A 16,885-nucleotide genomic window follows, 5' to 3' on the forward strand; every position below is an offset into this window, starting at 1 on the left:
GAGCTTGCTTCAATATCGACAGGATTTGGCTGTCACTAAATTTTGATTTCTTCATGCAGAATCTCCTTGCACATACATTACGAGAAAATTCTACTTTTGGCATCAACTATTTTGTGGGCGGATTACCGTCTCACTAGTGTTAATTCCTTTTGTGATGCAATTGAGGAGTTCCTATTTTATAAAGATAAGAAAGAATCTTCCCCTTATACTGAAAAAGAAATGGAAGCATTTCCCTCCGAAGAATTAACCAAAAGTAACTTTAGGGAAAATCTTTCCACCATTCAATCGCCAGGAGAATACGAGGAAAAAATTCGACTAGCAGGGTGTGAGATTAGAATACAGTGTGATAAAACATGGTTGCAAAATACCCCAAAAAAGGTTTCATACGATGACAACGACTTACCCAGTAAAACCAAATACTGCGGTTTCTTTAAAAGAAGCGATGAATCCAGTGCAACTAAACAGGAAATAACAGCTGTTCAATGCTTTAATCCAAACTAATTTAAGAAGACCAAGAAGCGCGACGAAGCATTTGGACGCGCTTCAGTGCGTCGCGAAGCGATGAGGAGCAAACAAAGTAAGCGACGAAGCTATCCTTCCCTTGAATTTCTTATCATACACCGAATCATCCAATCTCTTAAATAATTCGGTGTTACTGGAAAACATTTCCACCCAAGTAGCGACAGTTAAGGAAATCTTCTAACAAGAAAAGTTAAAAACCGTTGCTACACTATACGGTATGTGGCGATCTTTAAAAGTTTCTGTGAACGCAGATTGCGCCTGGCTCCCCGTACAGTGTCCTGTAATAACATAATCCGGGTTAAGGCTGGATAAATCAGCAACAGTTGGATCAATCCTTGGTTCAAAGGTTGGTCCTGCTAAGTGAAATCCACCCATGACGAGATAAATTTTATTTAACGCGGTGAGTTTAATAGCATGCCGGCAGGTATTTACCACTCCGGGGTGTAGCACCAGCTCAAAAGAGTTTACCCGAACATTTAGCAAATCATCCTCTTTTGCCACTAGTCCAAAGTAGTGACTCAAACACTTTTATGGGTGAACTCATAGGTAGAGCGGCCTTAGTTGCTCAATCAATTGATTTTACAGAGTTTCAGATTGAGAACCCTGAAGTTTTAGATGACAATGAGTTACATCATGAACGACACACTATAGAAACACATGATGGAGTACAATTAGATACACTCCAAATAAATCATTCATCTCAAGAAGAACTTCCTTCTCAATATCGAACCTATATTATTAACTTTAATTGTAATTTTAAAGCCTATGAGCAAAATATAGGAGAAATGCAGAATAATGCCCGTGAATTAAAAACAAATGTTATTGGCTTCAATTATCGTAGTGTTAGTCTAAGCAATGGACGTGCGAGTTCAATACGCCATCTTATAACTGATGGTATTGCACAAGTACAGCGTCTATTAGATCAAGGAGTGCCACCAGAAAATATTACTTTGAATGGTCTTTCTATTGGTGGTGCAGTCTCTACCATTGTTGCGTGGTATTTTCATCAATTGGATTACAAAGTTAATTTATTTAATGATCGCTCTTTTTCTTCAACCGAAAAACTAGTTTTGAGTCATCTTGAGGCAACTAATAAATCCTTATTCGCAGCGGTTGTAAATCCCGTAATTAAAGCAGTCGCCCCTACTCTTCTGCATTGGGCAGATTGGGAAGTTAATGCCTATCAAGCTTTTAAAGAAATTCCAGCTGAATATAAAGAGTATATGTTGATTCGTACACATAAAACTCAACGAACAGAAGAAACCAAAGATGATCACGCGATTCCTTTTAATGGTTCCCTGCATGCTGCTTTAAAAATGCTTCGCGTAATAAAAAAAGAACGAGATGGATACTCAAATTGGATTCCCTATAACGAAACAGTTTTTTGCGGCACAACAAGCGATGGAAAAAGAAAAAGCTAGAGAAAGAAAAATGTATACCCCTATTGATATTGTTGATAATAGTGCTCATACCCTATCAAAAAAGATTTTAGTTAATTATTCAGGTAATTCAGCGGATGTCTTTTTCAAAAATTTTGTTCATAAGACTTATGATGACCATGGAGTTAAATCTGAAGAAAACTTAGTTGCCTCACTTACACAATGAAGACCTTTTCTTCGCCGAACTAGTCCAATGATCTGGCGCCGTTTTCGCGTGCCAGAACTACATCATGAGCTTATTTGCATTAGGACTTGTTGACAATCTCTTCATATTATCCAGACTATTATAGCTGGAATTTCTCCTTTCTTTGAACAATTAATTAAATTACAAATTTATTTGAAAAATTTAACTAATTGTTTAAAGTAAGCCCAGTTAATGTTAAGATAGTCTTCATTTTCTTACCCTTTTGCTGTATATAAGTGAACAATTTTCATAGCATGATGTTCCAGAAACCTAGAAGGACTTTCAAAACCTTATATCGCAATGGGGGCAAAGCCAGGGAAAAGCTTATAGATATTTAAAAAATGGGAAAGGTCGGAAAGTAAGTGTTCGACTTCTACCATAACATTTCGAAGCAAGGAATCAAATAATGCAAACAGGTACAGTAAAGCGTTTTAATAAAATTAAGGGTTATGGTTTCATTACACCCGATGCAGAAGATAAAGAGGTGTTTGTTCATTTTACTGAAGTTCAGACCGATGGTTACAAAGAATTAATCGAAGGGCAACGCGTTCGTTATACCTTGGCCGAGGGTAAGCGAGGCGAATATGCCAAACAAGTTGAAATCATGTAGTAAAGTAAATGCCTAGATTAAGGTTGTTCACATGTTAGAAGTAAGAAGCCTTGGGATGGATTTTGGAAAAAAATCCCTATTTCAAAATGTTGATTTGATTTTATTGTCGACTAAGCGTTATGGCATAGTTGGAGCAAATGGGACAGGAAAATCTACGTTTTTAAAAATTTTAGCGGGTGAAGAATCCTCGACCAGTGGCAGTGTTGAAAAGGCGAAGAGTCTGAATGTGGGAATATTGAAGCAAGATCACTTTCGATATGAAGACGATTCGCTTCTTGATGTGGTGATTCAAGGAAATGCGATCTTATGGGATGCACTCACCGAAAAGAATAAAATCTATGCCAGTGAGCACTTTAGCGAAGAGGACGGCTATCGCGTAAGTGAGCTTGAAGAGCTTATCATGCAACAAGGAGGCTATGAGGCGGAATCCACTGCCAAAAATTTATTACTTGGTTTAGGCATCGCAGAAAAATTCCATAATGGCCCACTAAGCGCCTTATCTGGCGGTTATAAGCTGCGTGTTTTGCTGGCGCAAGTTTTGTATCAAAATCCGGATATCATGCTGCTCGACGAGCCGACTAACCACTTGGATATTTTATCGATAGCATGGCTTGAGTCATTCTTAAAAACGTCTTTTACAGGGTTGCTCATTTTCATTTCGCATGACCGTGGTTTCCTCAACAACGTGTCAACCAATATTTTAGATATTGATTACGATACCATTCAAAATTACCATGGTGATTATGATCAATTTGTTGCCGCTAAAGAAGAAAGACTTATCCTGAAAAAAAGTGAATTAAAAAATCAACAAAAGAAAATTGATGAAATGCAATCCTTCGTCGATCGATTTGGTGCAAAGGCAAGTAAAGCTACTCAAGCAGCGTCACGTCAAAAAATGATTGATCGCATCGAATTGGTTGAGATAAAAGATTCTAATATTTTTAAACCGTATTTTAATTTTCAACAACAAAAACCGTCTGGTAAATCAGTTATTAAAGTTGATAATATTCATAAACAATTTAACGAAAGAATTTTATTAAAAGAGGTCGCGTTTCATGTTAATCGCGGCGATAAATGCGCGATTATTGGCCCTAATGGCATCGGTAAATCGACCTTATTAAAAATTTTATTGCGTGAACTTCAACCGGATCAAGGTTGTTTTGAATGGAGCGATACCGTTAAAGTTGGGTATTTTTCGCAGGACTATAGAGTGCAGTTGGAGCCGACTCAAACTGTGTTGGAGTGGATGGAAGAGCAGGTTGTCGCCACATCTCAGGAGATCAGGAAAATATTAGGGCAGGTTTTATTTCGCGGCTCAGACGTTGATAAGAAGATTGGGCTGCTAAGTGGTGGCGAATCGGCAAGATTAGTTATGGCCAAATTGATTTTAGAAAAAAACAACGTTCTTATTCTTGATGAGCCAACCAATCACCTCGATCTTGAATCAATTGACGCATTAGTAGAGTCCATTCAAGCTTTTCCCGGTGCTGTGTTATTCGTAAGCCACAATCGCCATTTTATTGACAGCATCTCAACCCGGGTCCTTGTCTTAACCGAGCGATATGGGGCTCAAAATTACCTGGGAAATTATAAAGATTATCTTGATCATTTTGGAACAGACTATCTCGCAACAGCATAAGTCAAAATCATTATAGCTAGCGTAGCATCCTTAGAAAAGTAAAGTAACATTTAACTCGGGAGTCATCTTTATTAGTGACATTCATTTTAGGTTGCTCTTTCCCAAATTCAATAATGAAATATAAATTTTACTAGGACATAAATGAATGCATTAATAAGATTTTATTTAAAAATTTTTATTTATAAAGAAAAACCCCAAAACTCACCCTATTCTCCATTTTTATTATTTATTTCTACCTTTATTACTTTTATTTTAAGTTACTTAGTAATTTATTGCATCGATTTGTACGCTCCTGTTTTATTTTTTGCATTAGTAGTAACTCCTATTGGAAGAATTGCAAATGAAACTTTATTTCTGCTTCCATTTATAACTATTATATACACTATAATTATTTGTATAACTTTTCATATAAAAAGAAAAATGGTTCAAATGTTAACCTGTCTTTTAATGAGTATAAATATTACCTATATTATATTATTTGCATTGTTTTTTTTCTTACAGTTTTTAATTACATTCACTCTTAACTTTACTTCCACTTCTATAGGATTAATTTCTATGAGTGTTTTTATTCAATATCTTGGAATTAGTCATGTTATTAACATAATCTATAAAATATATAATGAAGCTTTAGGCTCGAGATTGAATGCGATTTGTGTTGTAGTGGGGTGGGTTTGTTTAGCATTTCTTATTCCTTTGTCTTTGCATTAGTTTTTGTAATACTGAGCCTGTTGTAGCACATAAGTTTATTCCAAGCCTCTTCGGCGAAGTGGTGATACCAGGATCGCACTCTACGGCACAGATTACGGACAAGGAGCGCATTCTCGGACAGGTTTGCTCTGGACAAAATTTATTCCTGTAAAAATGGTTAACGACTGAAGATTAACTCCTCAATTTTGGGATATTTGCGTAAATCGCAACAAGAAAGATACATTATTTGAAAAATTCTGAATAAAAATAATACATATAATTTACCATCAACTAAAAAGCCTGTAGCAAATTTGTAACATAGTTTAATATAACTTCCCTGTCGTTTTAGGCAGTATGCAAAATTCGTAGTATAGCAAGTTACTGAACTCCATACTCTCTTTCCTGCAAAGTTAAGTAGATGGTGTAACTACTAATCCTATAATTTTATACTAGGGGTTTGGAATACATGATATCCTTTTTTGATTCCGGTCTTCTTCTCTTCTTATTAAAGCTTCAATTTCTTTTTTCTTTTCTATAGGCCCATTCATCCCAAAAAAGGATAATACCTGAGGTATAACAGAGTATTGGCTATAACTCATGGAGTTTTCCTGTTTTTTAATAACCATGTTAGCTAATCGACTATTTTCAGCAATCATAATTTTACGGGCATCAAAAACTTCAGGTAAATTAAACGCAATTTTTGTGATGTGAAATAGTAGTTCAATAGGTAGTGTGGGCCGTTCATTATCAGTGTTTTGCAACTTATCATTCTCATCAATGTATAATCCAGTAGAAAGTTGTCGCACTGCCTGTAAAAGCCAAATTTGGAGACCTTGTGTCGCTGCTAATAGCTTTTCTGCTTGTAAAGGTTCAAGTTGATAATCAACTATGCAAGAACGCAGGTTTTGAAGATATCCCCATCCTTCGTTTCCTATACATTGATATTTTAATCCTAAATACTTAGGCTCTATTCCTTCCAACGAAAATTGAATCTTACCTAAAAAGTATTCTGTAACAAAATAATTAGATTCCAACAAAAAGGCGGTCTGTTCTAAATATTGTTCATCGTAGCTAATTTGATCGAATAGATCTTCAGATAACCTATTTACTAATGCAGAAATTTTATTAGAAGGATGGAGATATTCACGCATCATTGTATACATATCACGATTATAACTTCGAACAAATCCTCTCGTAATATTATAAAGTAGTACAGATATTTTATCCTCATCATTTTCTTTGCTAAATAGTAAATCTACTAATTCTTCCTGCCCACCCCAAGCAGCACACAGGACTGCGTGATGTCTATTAGCATTAAATTTTTCAATTAAAAGCATCACTGCGTCTTGTTTTCCCTGCTTCGCTAAATAACCTACCGGTAAATAATTACCGTGTGGGAACTCTATGCCCTGTCTAGAATTTAATTCCCTTAATCCTTCCTCATCCTTCAGTTCTGCTAAGTGACAAATTTTTTCAAATAACGTACCTTCAATGCTGGGTTCAAAAAATTCTTCAACTTTTTCTTTCATAGTTATCTCGTATTTATAAATGTGAATTCAACGTTCAGTTCTCCATTTTTTCCTTAAGGAGAAGAAGATTAATCGCCATACCTGATTTGTCTTTAAAAAAGGGGCAATAATTATATAATATGCTCATCTTTTAACTTGCTCTTAATGATTCCTTTGTCGATACATCGCCCTTAAGAGAAACAGGGTTGTTACATGACGCCAGCAAAAGAATTACCCCTTGTGATTGAAAAATCACTCTTGTTTCATCATAATTTTGAATGAGTTTTACTATCATTTGATCAAACAGCTCTATGATGTTTCCAGAGGTTTTATGTATTGATACCTATCGACTGAATGCTCCCTCGATACAGAAATTAAATTGATACTAGAGTTCATTTAATCATTTGTTTGTATGCAAAAAACTTATCATGATCTTCAGAGTCAGCATAATTCTTCCAAAACTATTTTTGTATCCATACTGTTCTATGTGTATAGAATAACAATCAACTCAAAGAGAATATTTTCCAAAATAGTGCAACAATTATCTTTTGGAGTTATTTCTTTGAAAGTATTTAGGCCTTCTCTCCACTCTTCAAACACAACTTCCGTATCTTGTATTATTTCATCTTGTGTTGGCATACTAATAATTGTTCTTTAAATTTCTATTAAAGAGTATGTTGATCCAATCTCTTAAATAATTCGGTGTTACTGGAAAACATTTCCACCCAATAGCGACAGTTAAGGAAATCTTCTAACAAGAAAAGTTAAAAACCGTTGCTACACTATACGGTATGTGGCGATCTTTAAAAGTTTCTGTGAACGCAGATTGCGCCTGGCTTCCCGTACAGTGTCCTGTAATAACATAATCCGGATTAAGGCTGGATAAATCAGCAACCGTTGGATCAATCCTTGGTTCAAAAGTTGGTCCTGCTAAGTGAAATCCACCCATGACGAGATAAATTTTATTTAACGCGGTGAGTTTAATAGCATGCCGGCAGGTATTTACCACTCCGGGGTGTCCACACCCCGTAAAAACACATAGTCCTTTATTTTTGAGATTAAAGATAACTGCACGTTCTTCTATGACAAGAGGTTCGGGCTGCCATTGATCATTTAATTTTCTCATTTCACCTGGCGCCCCTTTTTCATAATCATTTTTTCTAGGGACCTCGCCACTGATTAAAGCAAGGTTATCCATAATATACATGGGATCTCTACTTTCAATAATTTTACCCCCATATTTTTCAATGTCCTTTTTAGTAATTAAATAACTTTCAACAACCCGGTCATCTTTCACATCAAAAGCTCTGGGAGTAAATAAATCAGGATGAACATAGACAGGAATATCTTTTTTTCCAATGGCATCTAATGCCTTAATGAGCCCTCCATAATGATCGGAATGCCCATGTGAAATAAAGACAGCATCCACTTCCTTAATGTTAACACCCAATCGTTCAACGTTTTCAAGAAATAAGTTGCCATCAGGACCCGCATCGAAAAGTAAGGTATATTTTTTATTATCGACCGATAATTTGATTAAAAGTGATAAACCGGAACAAGCACGGCAAAGATCAGAACTGGAAAATTTTCGGCGTTTCCTTACTTCGAATTGATATTGGTATTCATTCCACCGAATTTCTTCATGGCTTTTGGTAAATATATCTGAGACATTATCCATCAATACGATTACTTGAATGTTAGATACCTCATTTAAATGGTCTGCCATGATCAAACTCCTTTCTGAATTACATATATAATTATATACGGATTTTCGTCGAGGAATTTTAATTTCATGCTCTCATTACCCAGAAAATCTGGATTGAGTTTGATATCCTATTCATCCATTTAGAATTGATTTTCTGTATACTGCCATAGGAACAACACTAAAACCCATGATTATTCGATAGAAACGCTGAATCAAGCCTGTAGGTTTTCATTTTACCTCTCAAACTGCAGGCTGGTATTCTGGAGAGGTAAAAATTTTTTCTTGATTTGTTTTTGGACTAGCCCCTGATAGTTGCCTATTTTCGAAGGAGTATCACCCAATAACTCCCTTAACCTGCCCCATAACTAATCATAAAGATAAATCAGCCCGCGCGACCGATAATCCAATTGATATTTTCCTCTAGGAAATCTGAATTATACTTAAATAAAGTTTACTATCCAACTTGGAGAAAATTTATGAACTCAAAGGTAGAAGAAGAAAAAAAAGCTGCAAAAGAAAGATATGAAGGACTCCTAGCCGCGCTCGAGGTCGAAAACACGAAGAGAATACATCAGAATTTATTATTTGAAATGCGCCCTAGTAAAATGCTATTTGAAAAAATGTATGAACAGAATCAGGTTAACCCGCTACATATTGAATTTATATCAAAAAACTCAGGCGCTAAATTTACTATAGAGAATAAATTTTTTCCTCATGGATGGATTACTACTTGCCCAGAAAATGCGACTAAAGAAGAACTGGACTGTATAAGGGATGTGGTGTTAGAAACAATTGCTCATCCTAAAAATGCATGTGAAGGTTACCAACCTAAACTTTTAGCCTTCTTTCCTGATGATACTCCTGAAGAAGAAATTTTTGAATTCGTTAAAGCAGCTAAAGAAAAAGGCATTGAAGTAAATTTATTTATTGGCAAAAGGTCAGAGTTTGACAAAATAAACCAGGATCATTCGCAAAAAACAAAAGAAGTCATTGAATCCGGAAATCTAGATAAACTCCCTGGATGGGATGGTTTTATGCGCGAGATTAGCAAGAGTCAAGGAGGAAAAGTAGGTGCAGAACTGCTAAACAAATATCACTCCGAACAGACAAGCTTATTCAGGCCATCGTCAAGTTAACGATGAGAATAAGAATGAACAATTTCTCGAGTTTTAGGCGCAAGGATGCTCAAGAGCAGCATGGTTCCAAATTTGATTTGCACTTTGTAAAGTTATAAAAAAACCACTTATCATTCATATGAATGATGAAATAATAAAGATAATCAAAGAGCGTCATTGTAGTAAATGAAACTGTGGAGCACCCGCATTAATGACTCATTATACATACCCAGAGGGCTACATACCAGAGAGAAAAGTTGAGTTTGAATTGCCAGGACTCCAGCTTTAGAAACTAGGAATGCGTATTGAAGGATATGCAGCCGTTGCTTGGAAGGTGCTGGAAAAATTTTTCTCAAATACCCTAAGATACATTTGAAATTAGCTTTGTGTAATCAAAACCGCTTAAAACCAAAACTTCCTCGATTGAATGGAAGGCAGAATTACACTGCGAAATAAGATTCGTTCAATTGAGCACGAAATGAATATTGCTTTAATGATGGGAATTTCTTATAGTCCAGTGAAGAAGATTCTTAATGGATTTTTGAAATATGGCTGAGAAAATCTATTGGGTTTATATTTTGCTCTGTAGCAACCAAAGTTATTACACAGGATACACTGATAACCTCGAAAAACGTTTTCAGGATCATCTCACAGGTAGAGGTGGTAAATATACACGGAGCTTTAAACCTATCTCAATTGCTCAATGCTGGAAGATAAAAAGTGATAAATCAATTGCAATGCGGATAGAACGTTATATAAAAAAACTTTCTAAAGCACAAAAGCAACAACTTGTACTTAACCCTTATTCAGATACCTTAATAAACATTTTAACAAATTATTTTTAACCGATTAATTAAAAGCGACCTTTGTCGCTTCTAATTTCTCCTCCATTTTCCACAAGGTGGGTCTACTTATGTTGGGTCAAGAAAATTAATTAGGTTATAGCCTAAATTTATACATATGAATATTTAATAAAAGATGCATTTTGTTAATTATTGTTATTTTTAATGGAATTTAAAGATTTAATTTATTATTGAGTTTCTGAGTTTTTGTTCCCTCAGGTAGGTTTGATGAGTGCATCAATGCAACGATCTGCTCAACTTCTTCCTGTGATTTTTTAATGACAATGGGTAATTCTTTTGCTGGTGTCATGTAGCAACCCTGTTTTTCTTAATGACTCAATGCTTTTTTGCTGCAAAGTCACAATCCAACACGATGACAAATGGCTCATTTGATGGCTACAGGCGGTATTTTATCAATCCCTTAGAGTATTCCCGAGTCGGGCGGTAGTCTAGAGGAAAGGACTGAATTCTATCGTTTTGTTACAAGTTGATACTTCAATAAAATTTTCTATAGCTTGTTTTAAAATCATTAACGTCTCATCTTCTTTTTCAATGGATAAACTCCAATGATCATCTGAAGCATTGTTATATAAATTAATCCATTTCTTTGAGAATAAAATTTTGCTATTTGGGAAAAGTGCTTCATTAACTTTAGTTAAAAAATCATAATCTAACCATGCTGAACGAGTACCGTAAATTTCAAAAGTAACTTTTTTTACTAACTCATCAAAAAAGGATTTGTCTATAGAAGAGAGATATTTTTTAACTAATTTAAAGCTATCCTCGTCATTCATTTCAAAAATTGAAGTTCTACTCAGAAACAAATACTTTTTAATTTTATCAGCCAGATTCTGTAAAGCTTCAGAATTAAGATATGGATTATTAGGAATAAAATACCAATCAGCAGCTAACAGGGTATTTTTAACAAGATTATTTAACCAATCGCTTTTCAAGAAATTTTTTTTCATCGCTTCAGTCATAGTTGAAAAAAAATCAAAACAGGATGTTTTTCCGCTTATCATTTGATTAATTTGGTCATTTAAAATATCTACATTTTTTTGAGATTTAAGACTTTTATCCTGAAGCTGACTTAAAATTTCTCCTAATACTTCTGAGTTATTAATTTCTTTTAATAATTCAGGTTCAGTTTTAGATTTGATAACTAAATACAGGAGGGAGATGAGGATGATGTGAAAACCGCAATTACCTGGCCCTTTACAAGGTGAAACAATTATCATAAGGAAGCCTCATTCATTATTTTGTCAAACTGGAATTATTTTGAGCAGTAACTATACTAAAAAGTATAGAATATTCCAAGAGCAAGACCAAAGTAATTGAAAAATATTATTTGGATACAGTTTTTAATACTGATCTAAAGTAATACTAGAGGTAAGGTGTAATATGTTTAGAAAAAAATTTTTTATTCCCCCTTCGACTTCCCCAAAAGAACGCCATAAAATCGATAACTGGTTTGACGCTGTTTCCAAAATTGCTTTAGAAGGTAAAGAAACAGGGGTAGCTAGCACCCGAAAGTCAGGTATAGTTCAATCAGATACGGTCTCCGTTAGTAAGGAGCAATTAGCAGTAATTAAATATCTATGGGATAACGTTGTTCAGAATATTAATTTGGGTGGTGTAGATAAAAAACAATTTTGGAACTTGTTCTTAACAAGTGATATGAAAGAGATAAGTAAACATGAAGTTGAACCAACCGGATTAATACCATGGTATAAAGGGCCTTTATATTTATTAACCCTACTCTATTTCATGAATGTAGACCTTTCCCCTTTTTTCAAAGAAATGGGTATAGATGAAAGACAATATGAGAATATATATAAAGAATTTAATGTGGTTGCTGGAAAATATTCATATTGTATCAATGAATTATCAAAAGAGTTAGCTCAGACCTTGACTAAAATGCAAGAAGAATTACGTGATATAAAAGTAAGTTTCGATGGAGAGTCGCAAGAAACACTGGCTAAAATTAATCAAAAATATTTCGAATTATTGAGTGAAATTCGGGGTGTTTATATTCCTGAAGAAATAAAAAAGGAATATTTACAAAAAAGTAATGCAGAAAATCATTTTGTCCCTTCATATTCAGTATTTGGTGAGCATAAACCTAACCCTAAAAGTTCATTTGAAGACCTTATGAATAATATCCGAACTTTAAACTCTAAAAATGTTGAACCTTTAGTAAGTGTCAATTTAAGCGATTCTCTTTTTGGAGAAGAAGAAGATTACAAAGATTTATTGAGTTCAGTTGGCAAGATATTGGAAAAAGAGAACGGTACTTATTTTATACCAATGGATCTCAATGAGAATGGAAAAAAGCATTTGGCTTTATTAAGAGTTAATATCAAGAATAGTGAAATCCAGTTGGTTGAGTACATTGATCCAATGAGCAATTCATCATTGCCGGGTAAATTTCCGTCAATCCCAGATGAGATTAAGTATTTCATTTCACGGAATCACTCCCTCCCAGCATTTACTACAAAGTATGGCAAGAGTTCATCGATTGAACTAGTGGCTGAAGCAAAATTTGTGTTAGATCATATTGAAAAAGGTTTAACAAATTCTGTTGAACCACCAGCAAGTACTTTTGGGCCTAACTGAAATATTATTCATCCAATGGTGTCATCTCATTGATTATCTCTACCCAGATTTAATCTGATCTCAACTTATCTGTAATTATTTTTTTTGTCTTGAAGTTTGAATTCAAAGTACCTTTCGACAAAAACTGATTAGAGTATGCTGATTACGCTCTAGACTGTAACGAATCAATACCGCATTAAAATCAGAACCTTCTCTGACTGCTATGTTTTTTAGACGTGCACGAACAGACTCACCAATATTTTTTGTCATTGAATACAATTCTCCTCTCTCTAACAAGATTCAGAGCTATCGACTGTGTGTGCTTTATGCAAATAGTTTTCTTTATAATAATATAAAATTATTCTTTTTTCTCAATATCTTAGAAGTGTCCAGGACGGTTACTTTTCCTAGAATCAGAAGAATTGATTAGGATTCAAAGATACTGTTCTTTTTTAATCTGCGCATTTTACGTAGGTCTGGTAAGAGGTATTTAATCTTAAATTTATATACTGATTACATGCTTTTCCTCAGGAGTGTTAAATGTATTCGAAACCTGCTATTCGCGTTCAAGAGTTTATTCAACCCCAGACGCATCAAACTGATTTTTGGTCTCCAAATAATTCACACGTGAGAGCTTATCATCCCGATGAAGTTATGGAGGTTATTAGTAAAAAGGATGGACTTGAAGATCAAAAACAAAAAGAAATACCAACACTTTTTTTCTTTGATAATAATCAAAGACCTGTTGTTTTAGATGTAAGTATTCCTAAAGAGGTCAATAAGTTTCATTGTCGCGTTATGCCTCCTATCATTAGAGATAGCAATGGAACAAGTGATTATGATCCAACCAGAGATAATCCAGAAGGTCTTAAAAACATTCTCCAAGAACATTCAAAAATGGCAATGCAAAATCTTAAATACAGTAATCCTCCACATTCATTGCCTGTAACGATTGTATATCATTTTGGAATGGACAGTAGTACTGCCGGCCATGTAGGTACGGTTGCTCTCAGAATTGATAGTTTTGACGATCCTAGCAAAAATGAAATCATGGTTATTAACTCCTTAGACGGTTATGACGCTTGGGAGAACGCTGCCGTTAGGGGAATTAAGCAATCATTTTTCAATATGGGTGGCGAACCTACAGTCCATGTCATTAAACCAGCTACTTATCCTCAAGCAAATATCACACAAGCAGCTAAAGGGATGAACGGTTCATGTGGGGCTATTACTGCTGAAATGTGTTGTGCTATTTCGCCTAATATATCTTTTTCTCAGCAAAAAGAGCAATTAGTTGCATATATGAGCAGCATATGTGGTGAACGAAATGAGGCTCAGATTAGGAAACAACATCATAGCTTACTACATATGCCTCAAAACACGATTCATCCCACTACTGCAAATGTTATCGTAGCAGAACTGTTAGTGGATCCCGCAAAAATGAATAATCAAAACCTGCAATCCGGACAATTGCTGAAAATCTGCAAAAGCGTAAATGATCCCAAAATAATTCATCATATGCTTAAAAGTCCCCTCTTCAAAGAAGCAATTCAACGACAATCAGGTGTTCAATCATATGAAGAATTTCAAAATAATCATCGAGATAATGCAGTAAAAGATCGTGAATTTAAATACGTAAGCACCCCAAAAACATCTGAGGAGTTTGTCGTCACTATGCTTTCTTATCCTCATTTTCTAGCCAGTGCAAAGTTACAACTAAAGGCTGCAAATTTGAATGTGTATGACGTACTTTCGAGAGTTAATGATAAAAATCTACTGCAACAATTTTTCACAAATCCAACCCTTGCAGGTAGCATAACTCAGGAACAACGAGAGCAATTAATGTCAGAAAACGTACATAATGCATCTCTCCCACAAGTGAATCAAATATCAGAGAACGAGCCTAGCTCGTGCAGAATAGGATATTAAAAAGCTTGTTTTCAAGACAAGGCTGGATTTGAATCTCGGGGATCATCGGGGAACCTGGTGAGAATTAATTTGGGAATATCAACAAGCATCCAAATTTGTTCCCACAAGAGCCTTTTCGTGTAGGCTTTTCCCGTGTTTCAATAATAGTAGGCTAAGAGGTGTCTTCTACCTCTTCAACCTTTAATCGATTACCAATACCCGCGAATTCCACCGACGCAGGTTTGACTAAGGGAGTGCAAGATTTTGGGTGATTAACCTTTGGGTTCCTGTGTACAGCCGTGATGCTTTAAACGTGACGCACTAGCCGCAGGACTAATATTTACTTAAAAAGAGCCCACTACGCTCACGAATATTAGTTTTTTGTAAAAGAATCTTTATTATCGGGTTAAGTACAACATTTCCCCAACCTGTCAACAAACAAAAGTTGGCACTAATATACTTATGATGTTCCGCATGTATTTTGAAGGGATAAATAATATGGTATTTTTGTGCCCACGTTATTAGAGAACGTACAAATACAAATGTATCTCGACCATGGACACAGGTGTGGATGTATTGAATATTGCAAATAAATAAAGCAGCCGAAGATAGTATTAACTTGAGATCTGATTGGTTTGGTTTCAGTAAAAATACAATACACACTAATAATAATGATGGAACAATGGTTTCAAAGCATAAGTGGGTATATATTTTCTTCGACAAATGCATTGGCTTATTATGATGAATTTTAAAATTGTAAGAAATCTTATCGATAATATTATAGTTTCGAAAAGCTTCTTTTTTTAAGTAATTAAATCTCTCTGTGTTTCTATCACCACGATAGTTATAAATAGGAATAATCTTTGTCTTTAAAGGATAATAATCCAAAAAAAAGTGAACGATACCCGTTAGAAAATCAACTATAAAGAGAATGCTGAATAAACAAATAAAATCATATCCTATAATTAGGTTCTCTGAATCAATACTTAAAAAAGCAAGTAATAACAACACATAAAAAAATACTACTAATAAATATTTTAAATCCCTTAACTTCTTCATTTCGTTATTCAATAATCTCCAAAATGCCAAAGTGTGGCTCAAAAAAAGCCTGGGTGCAAATTGATTTTTTGATATATACATGAAATTCTTAATTAAGATGATATAAAAATTCATTGTATAATTCAAAAAATATAGCTAATCCCACCGAGAATACCTACGCCATAAGTTGTAATGTCAATCGATAAATGTTCCGACAAGCGTAAGTCGAGTTTCAACGCCACTAATGGCCCTGGATCATGGCCTAAGATGGGGCCGAAGTAATTTTTAAATTCATTACCATATCCTTCCATAACACCGAACAAGTAGCTCAAATTAAAAAGATTATTTCTATAAATTTGTCGGTTAAACCCCTGATAAAAAACGCGCCGATTAAATGAATTTATAAAGGTCCCCGCCGCGATACCTCGATAGACACCTCCTACAAGCCATTGCTTATTATTAACTCTGTTGGTATGAAGAAAATGAGTCCCTATAGGGAAAAAATTGACCTGAGAGGGCACGGGGGTACCCCATAACCAACTTACTAAATGCTCTAATTTATTATTGAAATCGCGTTCATTATCTCCAAAAGCCTGATAGGACAAAAAATAAATACAAACGCCAAACATTAAAGACCAAAAAGTCGATAAATTCATCATCCTCGGAGTTTTATGAAATAGCATACACAAAATTTTTTTATTAGGATGCGTATCCACAATATCTATATTCCCTACTTATACTACTTCACTTATACGGTGTTCCCAGAATTTTATGTCCGCGTATATAAAATTTAGTGTGTGCATAGAAGAGCCATACTGTATCTCATGTTATATGTCTCTTCTTTCTATTATTTACTATCTATGACGCATTATTCTAGAACAAAATGATTTTCTCGAATTTATTCAATGCTAGGGAAACTATCGTCTAAATTTTTGTCTAGTTCAATTGTTTTAACGAACAGAATCATTTTTCTTAATATTGCCTTTATATTTCATAAGCATAGAAATACAGTCAAAGATCAACCAGATGTTAATAGAATTAAGCATAAGCAACAATCTGCAAACTCAGCAGTTAAAAGCAAGCACAAGAGGAT

General features: G+C 34.7%; 18 protein-coding genes. 10 read left to right on the forward strand and 8 right to left on the reverse strand.

All coding sequences use genetic code 11. The features are described from left to right. Nucleotides 1–96 precede the first annotated feature (96 nt). Complete coding sequence (locus ACWTE2_RS13185) at nt 97–501, forward strand: hypothetical protein (protein ID WP_454785702.1); 405 nt, start codon at nt 97–99, stop codon at nt 499–501. A 198-nt stretch (nt 502–699) separates the two neighbouring features. Here ACWTE2_RS13185 and ACWTE2_RS13190 read toward each other — a convergent pair whose 3' ends face one another. Beyond that, nucleotides 700–1,044 (reverse strand): MBL fold metallo-hydrolase, encoded by a 345-nt coding sequence (locus ACWTE2_RS13190; protein WP_454785703.1) that lies wholly within the window; start codon nt 1,042–1,044, stop codon nt 700–702. Between the two features lie 8 nt (nt 1,045–1,052). Between ACWTE2_RS13190 and ACWTE2_RS13195 the strand changes: the two genes are divergently transcribed. The 5 genes from ACWTE2_RS13195 to ACWTE2_RS13215 all read left to right on the forward strand — a co-directional run bounded on the left by ACWTE2_RS13195 (nt 1,053) and on the right by ACWTE2_RS13215 (nt 5,102). After that, nucleotides 1,053–1,943: a hypothetical protein gene (locus ACWTE2_RS13195; RefSeq protein ID WP_454785704.1), complete on the forward strand. Its 891-nt coding sequence runs from the start codon at nt 1,053–1,055 to the stop codon at nt 1,941–1,943. Further along, complete coding sequence (locus tag ACWTE2_RS13200) at nt 1,924–2,127, forward strand: hypothetical protein (protein ID WP_454785705.1); 204 nt, start codon at nt 1,924–1,926, stop codon at nt 2,125–2,127. The genes ACWTE2_RS13195 and ACWTE2_RS13200 overlap by 20 nt, the downstream gene beginning before the upstream one ends. A 424-nt stretch (nt 2,128–2,551) precedes the next feature. Then, nucleotides 2,552–2,755 (forward strand): cold-shock protein, encoded by a 204-nt coding sequence (locus tag ACWTE2_RS13205; RefSeq protein WP_454785706.1) that lies wholly within the window; start codon nt 2,552–2,554, stop codon nt 2,753–2,755. 55 nt (nt 2,756–2,810) lie between these two features. Next, nucleotides 2,811–4,394 (forward strand): ABC-F family ATP-binding cassette domain-containing protein, encoded by a 1,584-nt coding sequence (locus ACWTE2_RS13210; RefSeq protein ID WP_454785707.1) that lies wholly within the window; start codon nt 2,811–2,813, stop codon nt 4,392–4,394. A 141-nt stretch (nt 4,395–4,535) separates the two neighbouring features. Further along, nucleotides 4,536–5,102, forward strand: coding sequence for a hypothetical protein (locus tag ACWTE2_RS13215; protein ID WP_454785708.1), 567 nt, complete (start codon nt 4,536–4,538; stop codon nt 5,100–5,102). 428 nt (nt 5,103–5,530) lie between these two features. Here the strand turns inward: ACWTE2_RS13215 and ACWTE2_RS13220 are convergent, their stop codons facing one another. Together ACWTE2_RS13220 and ACWTE2_RS13225 are read right to left on the reverse strand one after the other, a co-directional pair. After that, entirely contained in the window at nt 5,531–6,610 is a 1,080-nt protein-coding gene (locus ACWTE2_RS13220; RefSeq protein WP_454785709.1) for a hypothetical protein, read from the reverse strand. Nucleotides 6,611–7,340: 730 nt separating this feature from the next. Beyond that, on the reverse strand, nt 7,341–8,315 hold the full coding sequence (locus ACWTE2_RS13225) for an MBL fold metallo-hydrolase (protein ID WP_454785710.1): 975 nt from the start codon (nt 8,313–8,315) through the stop codon (nt 7,341–7,343). 455 nt (nt 8,316–8,770) lie between these two features. Here ACWTE2_RS13225 and ACWTE2_RS13230 point away from each other — a divergent pair, with 455 nt between their 5' ends. After that, the gene (locus ACWTE2_RS13230) at nt 8,771–9,430 is read left to right on the forward strand and encodes a hypothetical protein (RefSeq protein ID WP_454785711.1); all 660 of its coding nucleotides are present in this window, start codon (nt 8,771–8,773) and stop codon (nt 9,428–9,430) included. Between the two features lie 527 nt (nt 9,431–9,957). After that, nucleotides 9,958–10,254: a GIY-YIG nuclease family protein gene (locus ACWTE2_RS13235; RefSeq protein WP_454785712.1), complete on the forward strand. Its 297-nt coding sequence runs from the start codon at nt 9,958–9,960 to the stop codon at nt 10,252–10,254. Nucleotides 10,255–10,423: 169 nt separating this feature from the next. Here the strand turns inward: ACWTE2_RS13235 and ACWTE2_RS13240 are convergent, their stop codons facing one another. Beyond that, complete coding sequence (locus tag ACWTE2_RS13240) at nt 10,424–10,561, reverse strand: hypothetical protein (protein WP_454785713.1); 138 nt, start codon at nt 10,559–10,561, stop codon at nt 10,424–10,426. A gap of 139 nt (nt 10,562–10,700) precedes the next feature. Next, on the reverse strand, nt 10,701–11,489 hold the full coding sequence (locus tag ACWTE2_RS13245) for a hypothetical protein (protein WP_454785714.1): 789 nt from the start codon (nt 11,487–11,489) through the stop codon (nt 10,701–10,703). Between the two features lie 163 nt (nt 11,490–11,652). On the opposite strand from ACWTE2_RS13245, the gene ACWTE2_RS13250 reads away from it, so the two are divergent. After that, entirely contained in the window at nt 11,653–12,867 is a 1,215-nt protein-coding gene (locus ACWTE2_RS13250) for a hypothetical protein (protein WP_454785715.1), read from the forward strand. A gap of 102 nt (nt 12,868–12,969) precedes the next feature. Here ACWTE2_RS13250 and ACWTE2_RS13255 read toward each other — a convergent pair whose 3' ends face one another. Continuing rightward, nucleotides 12,970–13,116: a hypothetical protein gene (locus ACWTE2_RS13255; RefSeq protein ID WP_454785716.1), complete on the reverse strand. Its 147-nt coding sequence runs from the start codon at nt 13,114–13,116 to the stop codon at nt 12,970–12,972. A 270-nt stretch (nt 13,117–13,386) separates the two neighbouring features. Between ACWTE2_RS13255 and ACWTE2_RS13260 the strand changes: the two genes are divergently transcribed. After that, nucleotides 13,387–14,775: a hypothetical protein gene (locus tag ACWTE2_RS13260; protein WP_454785717.1), complete on the forward strand. Its 1,389-nt coding sequence runs from the start codon at nt 13,387–13,389 to the stop codon at nt 14,773–14,775. A 312-nt stretch (nt 14,776–15,087) separates the two neighbouring features. On the opposite strand, the gene ACWTE2_RS13265 is transcribed toward ACWTE2_RS13260, so the two are convergent. Beyond that, nucleotides 15,088–15,813 carry a fatty acid desaturase CarF family protein gene (locus ACWTE2_RS13265; RefSeq protein WP_454785718.1) on the reverse strand — a complete coding sequence of 242 codons (726 nt, stop codon included), beginning with the start codon at nt 15,811–15,813 and terminating at the stop codon, nt 15,088–15,090. Between the two features lie 122 nt (nt 15,814–15,935). Beyond that, nucleotides 15,936–16,508, reverse strand: coding sequence for a hypothetical protein (locus ACWTE2_RS13270; RefSeq protein WP_454785719.1), 573 nt, complete (start codon nt 16,506–16,508; stop codon nt 15,936–15,938). Nucleotides 16,509–16,885 lie beyond the last annotated feature (377 nt).

This window comes from Legionella nigrisilvae, assembly GCF_977063395.2.

Bases quoted from the DNA above. Each gene is read 5' to 3' on its own strand.
- ACWTE2_RS13195 (WP_454785704.1), top strand. From the start codon at position 1,053: ATGGGTGAACTCATAGGTAGAGCGGCCTTAGTTGCTCAATCAATTGAT.
- ACWTE2_RS13200 (WP_454785705.1), top strand. From the start codon at position 1,924: ATGGAAAAAGAAAAAGCTAGAGAAAGAAAAATGTATACCCCTATTGAT.
- ACWTE2_RS13205 (WP_454785706.1), top strand. From the start codon at position 2,552: ATGCAAACAGGTACAGTAAAGCGTTTTAATAAAATTAAGGGTTATGGT.
- ACWTE2_RS13210 (WP_454785707.1), top strand. From the start codon at position 2,811: ATGGATTTTGGAAAAAAATCCCTATTTCAAAATGTTGATTTGATTTTA.
- ACWTE2_RS13215 (WP_454785708.1), top strand. From the start codon at position 4,536: ATGAATGCATTAATAAGATTTTATTTAAAAATTTTTATTTATAAAGAA.
- ACWTE2_RS13220 (WP_454785709.1), bottom strand. From the start codon at position 6,610: ATGAAAGAAAAAGTTGAAGAATTTTTTGAACCCAGCATTGAAGGTACG.
- ACWTE2_RS13225 (WP_454785710.1), bottom strand. From the start codon at position 8,315: ATGGCAGACCATTTAAATGAGGTATCTAACATTCAAGTAATCGTATTG.
- ACWTE2_RS13230 (WP_454785711.1), top strand. From the start codon at position 8,771: ATGAACTCAAAGGTAGAAGAAGAAAAAAAAGCTGCAAAAGAAAGATAT.
- ACWTE2_RS13235 (WP_454785712.1), top strand. From the start codon at position 9,958: ATGGCTGAGAAAATCTATTGGGTTTATATTTTGCTCTGTAGCAACCAA.
- ACWTE2_RS13240 (WP_454785713.1), bottom strand. From the start codon at position 10,561: ATGACACCAGCAAAAGAATTACCCATTGTCATTAAAAAATCACAGGAA.
- ACWTE2_RS13245 (WP_454785714.1), bottom strand. From the start codon at position 11,489: ATGATAATTGTTTCACCTTGTAAAGGGCCAGGTAATTGCGGTTTTCAC.
- ACWTE2_RS13250 (WP_454785715.1), top strand. From the start codon at position 11,653: ATGTTTAGAAAAAAATTTTTTATTCCCCCTTCGACTTCCCCAAAAGAA.
- ACWTE2_RS13255 (WP_454785716.1), bottom strand. From the start codon at position 13,116: ATGACAAAAAATATTGGTGAGTCTGTTCGTGCACGTCTAAAAAACATA.
- ACWTE2_RS13260 (WP_454785717.1), top strand. From the start codon at position 13,387: ATGTATTCGAAACCTGCTATTCGCGTTCAAGAGTTTATTCAACCCCAG.
- ACWTE2_RS13265 (WP_454785718.1), bottom strand. From the start codon at position 15,813: ATGAAGAAGTTAAGGGATTTAAAATATTTATTAGTAGTATTTTTTTAT.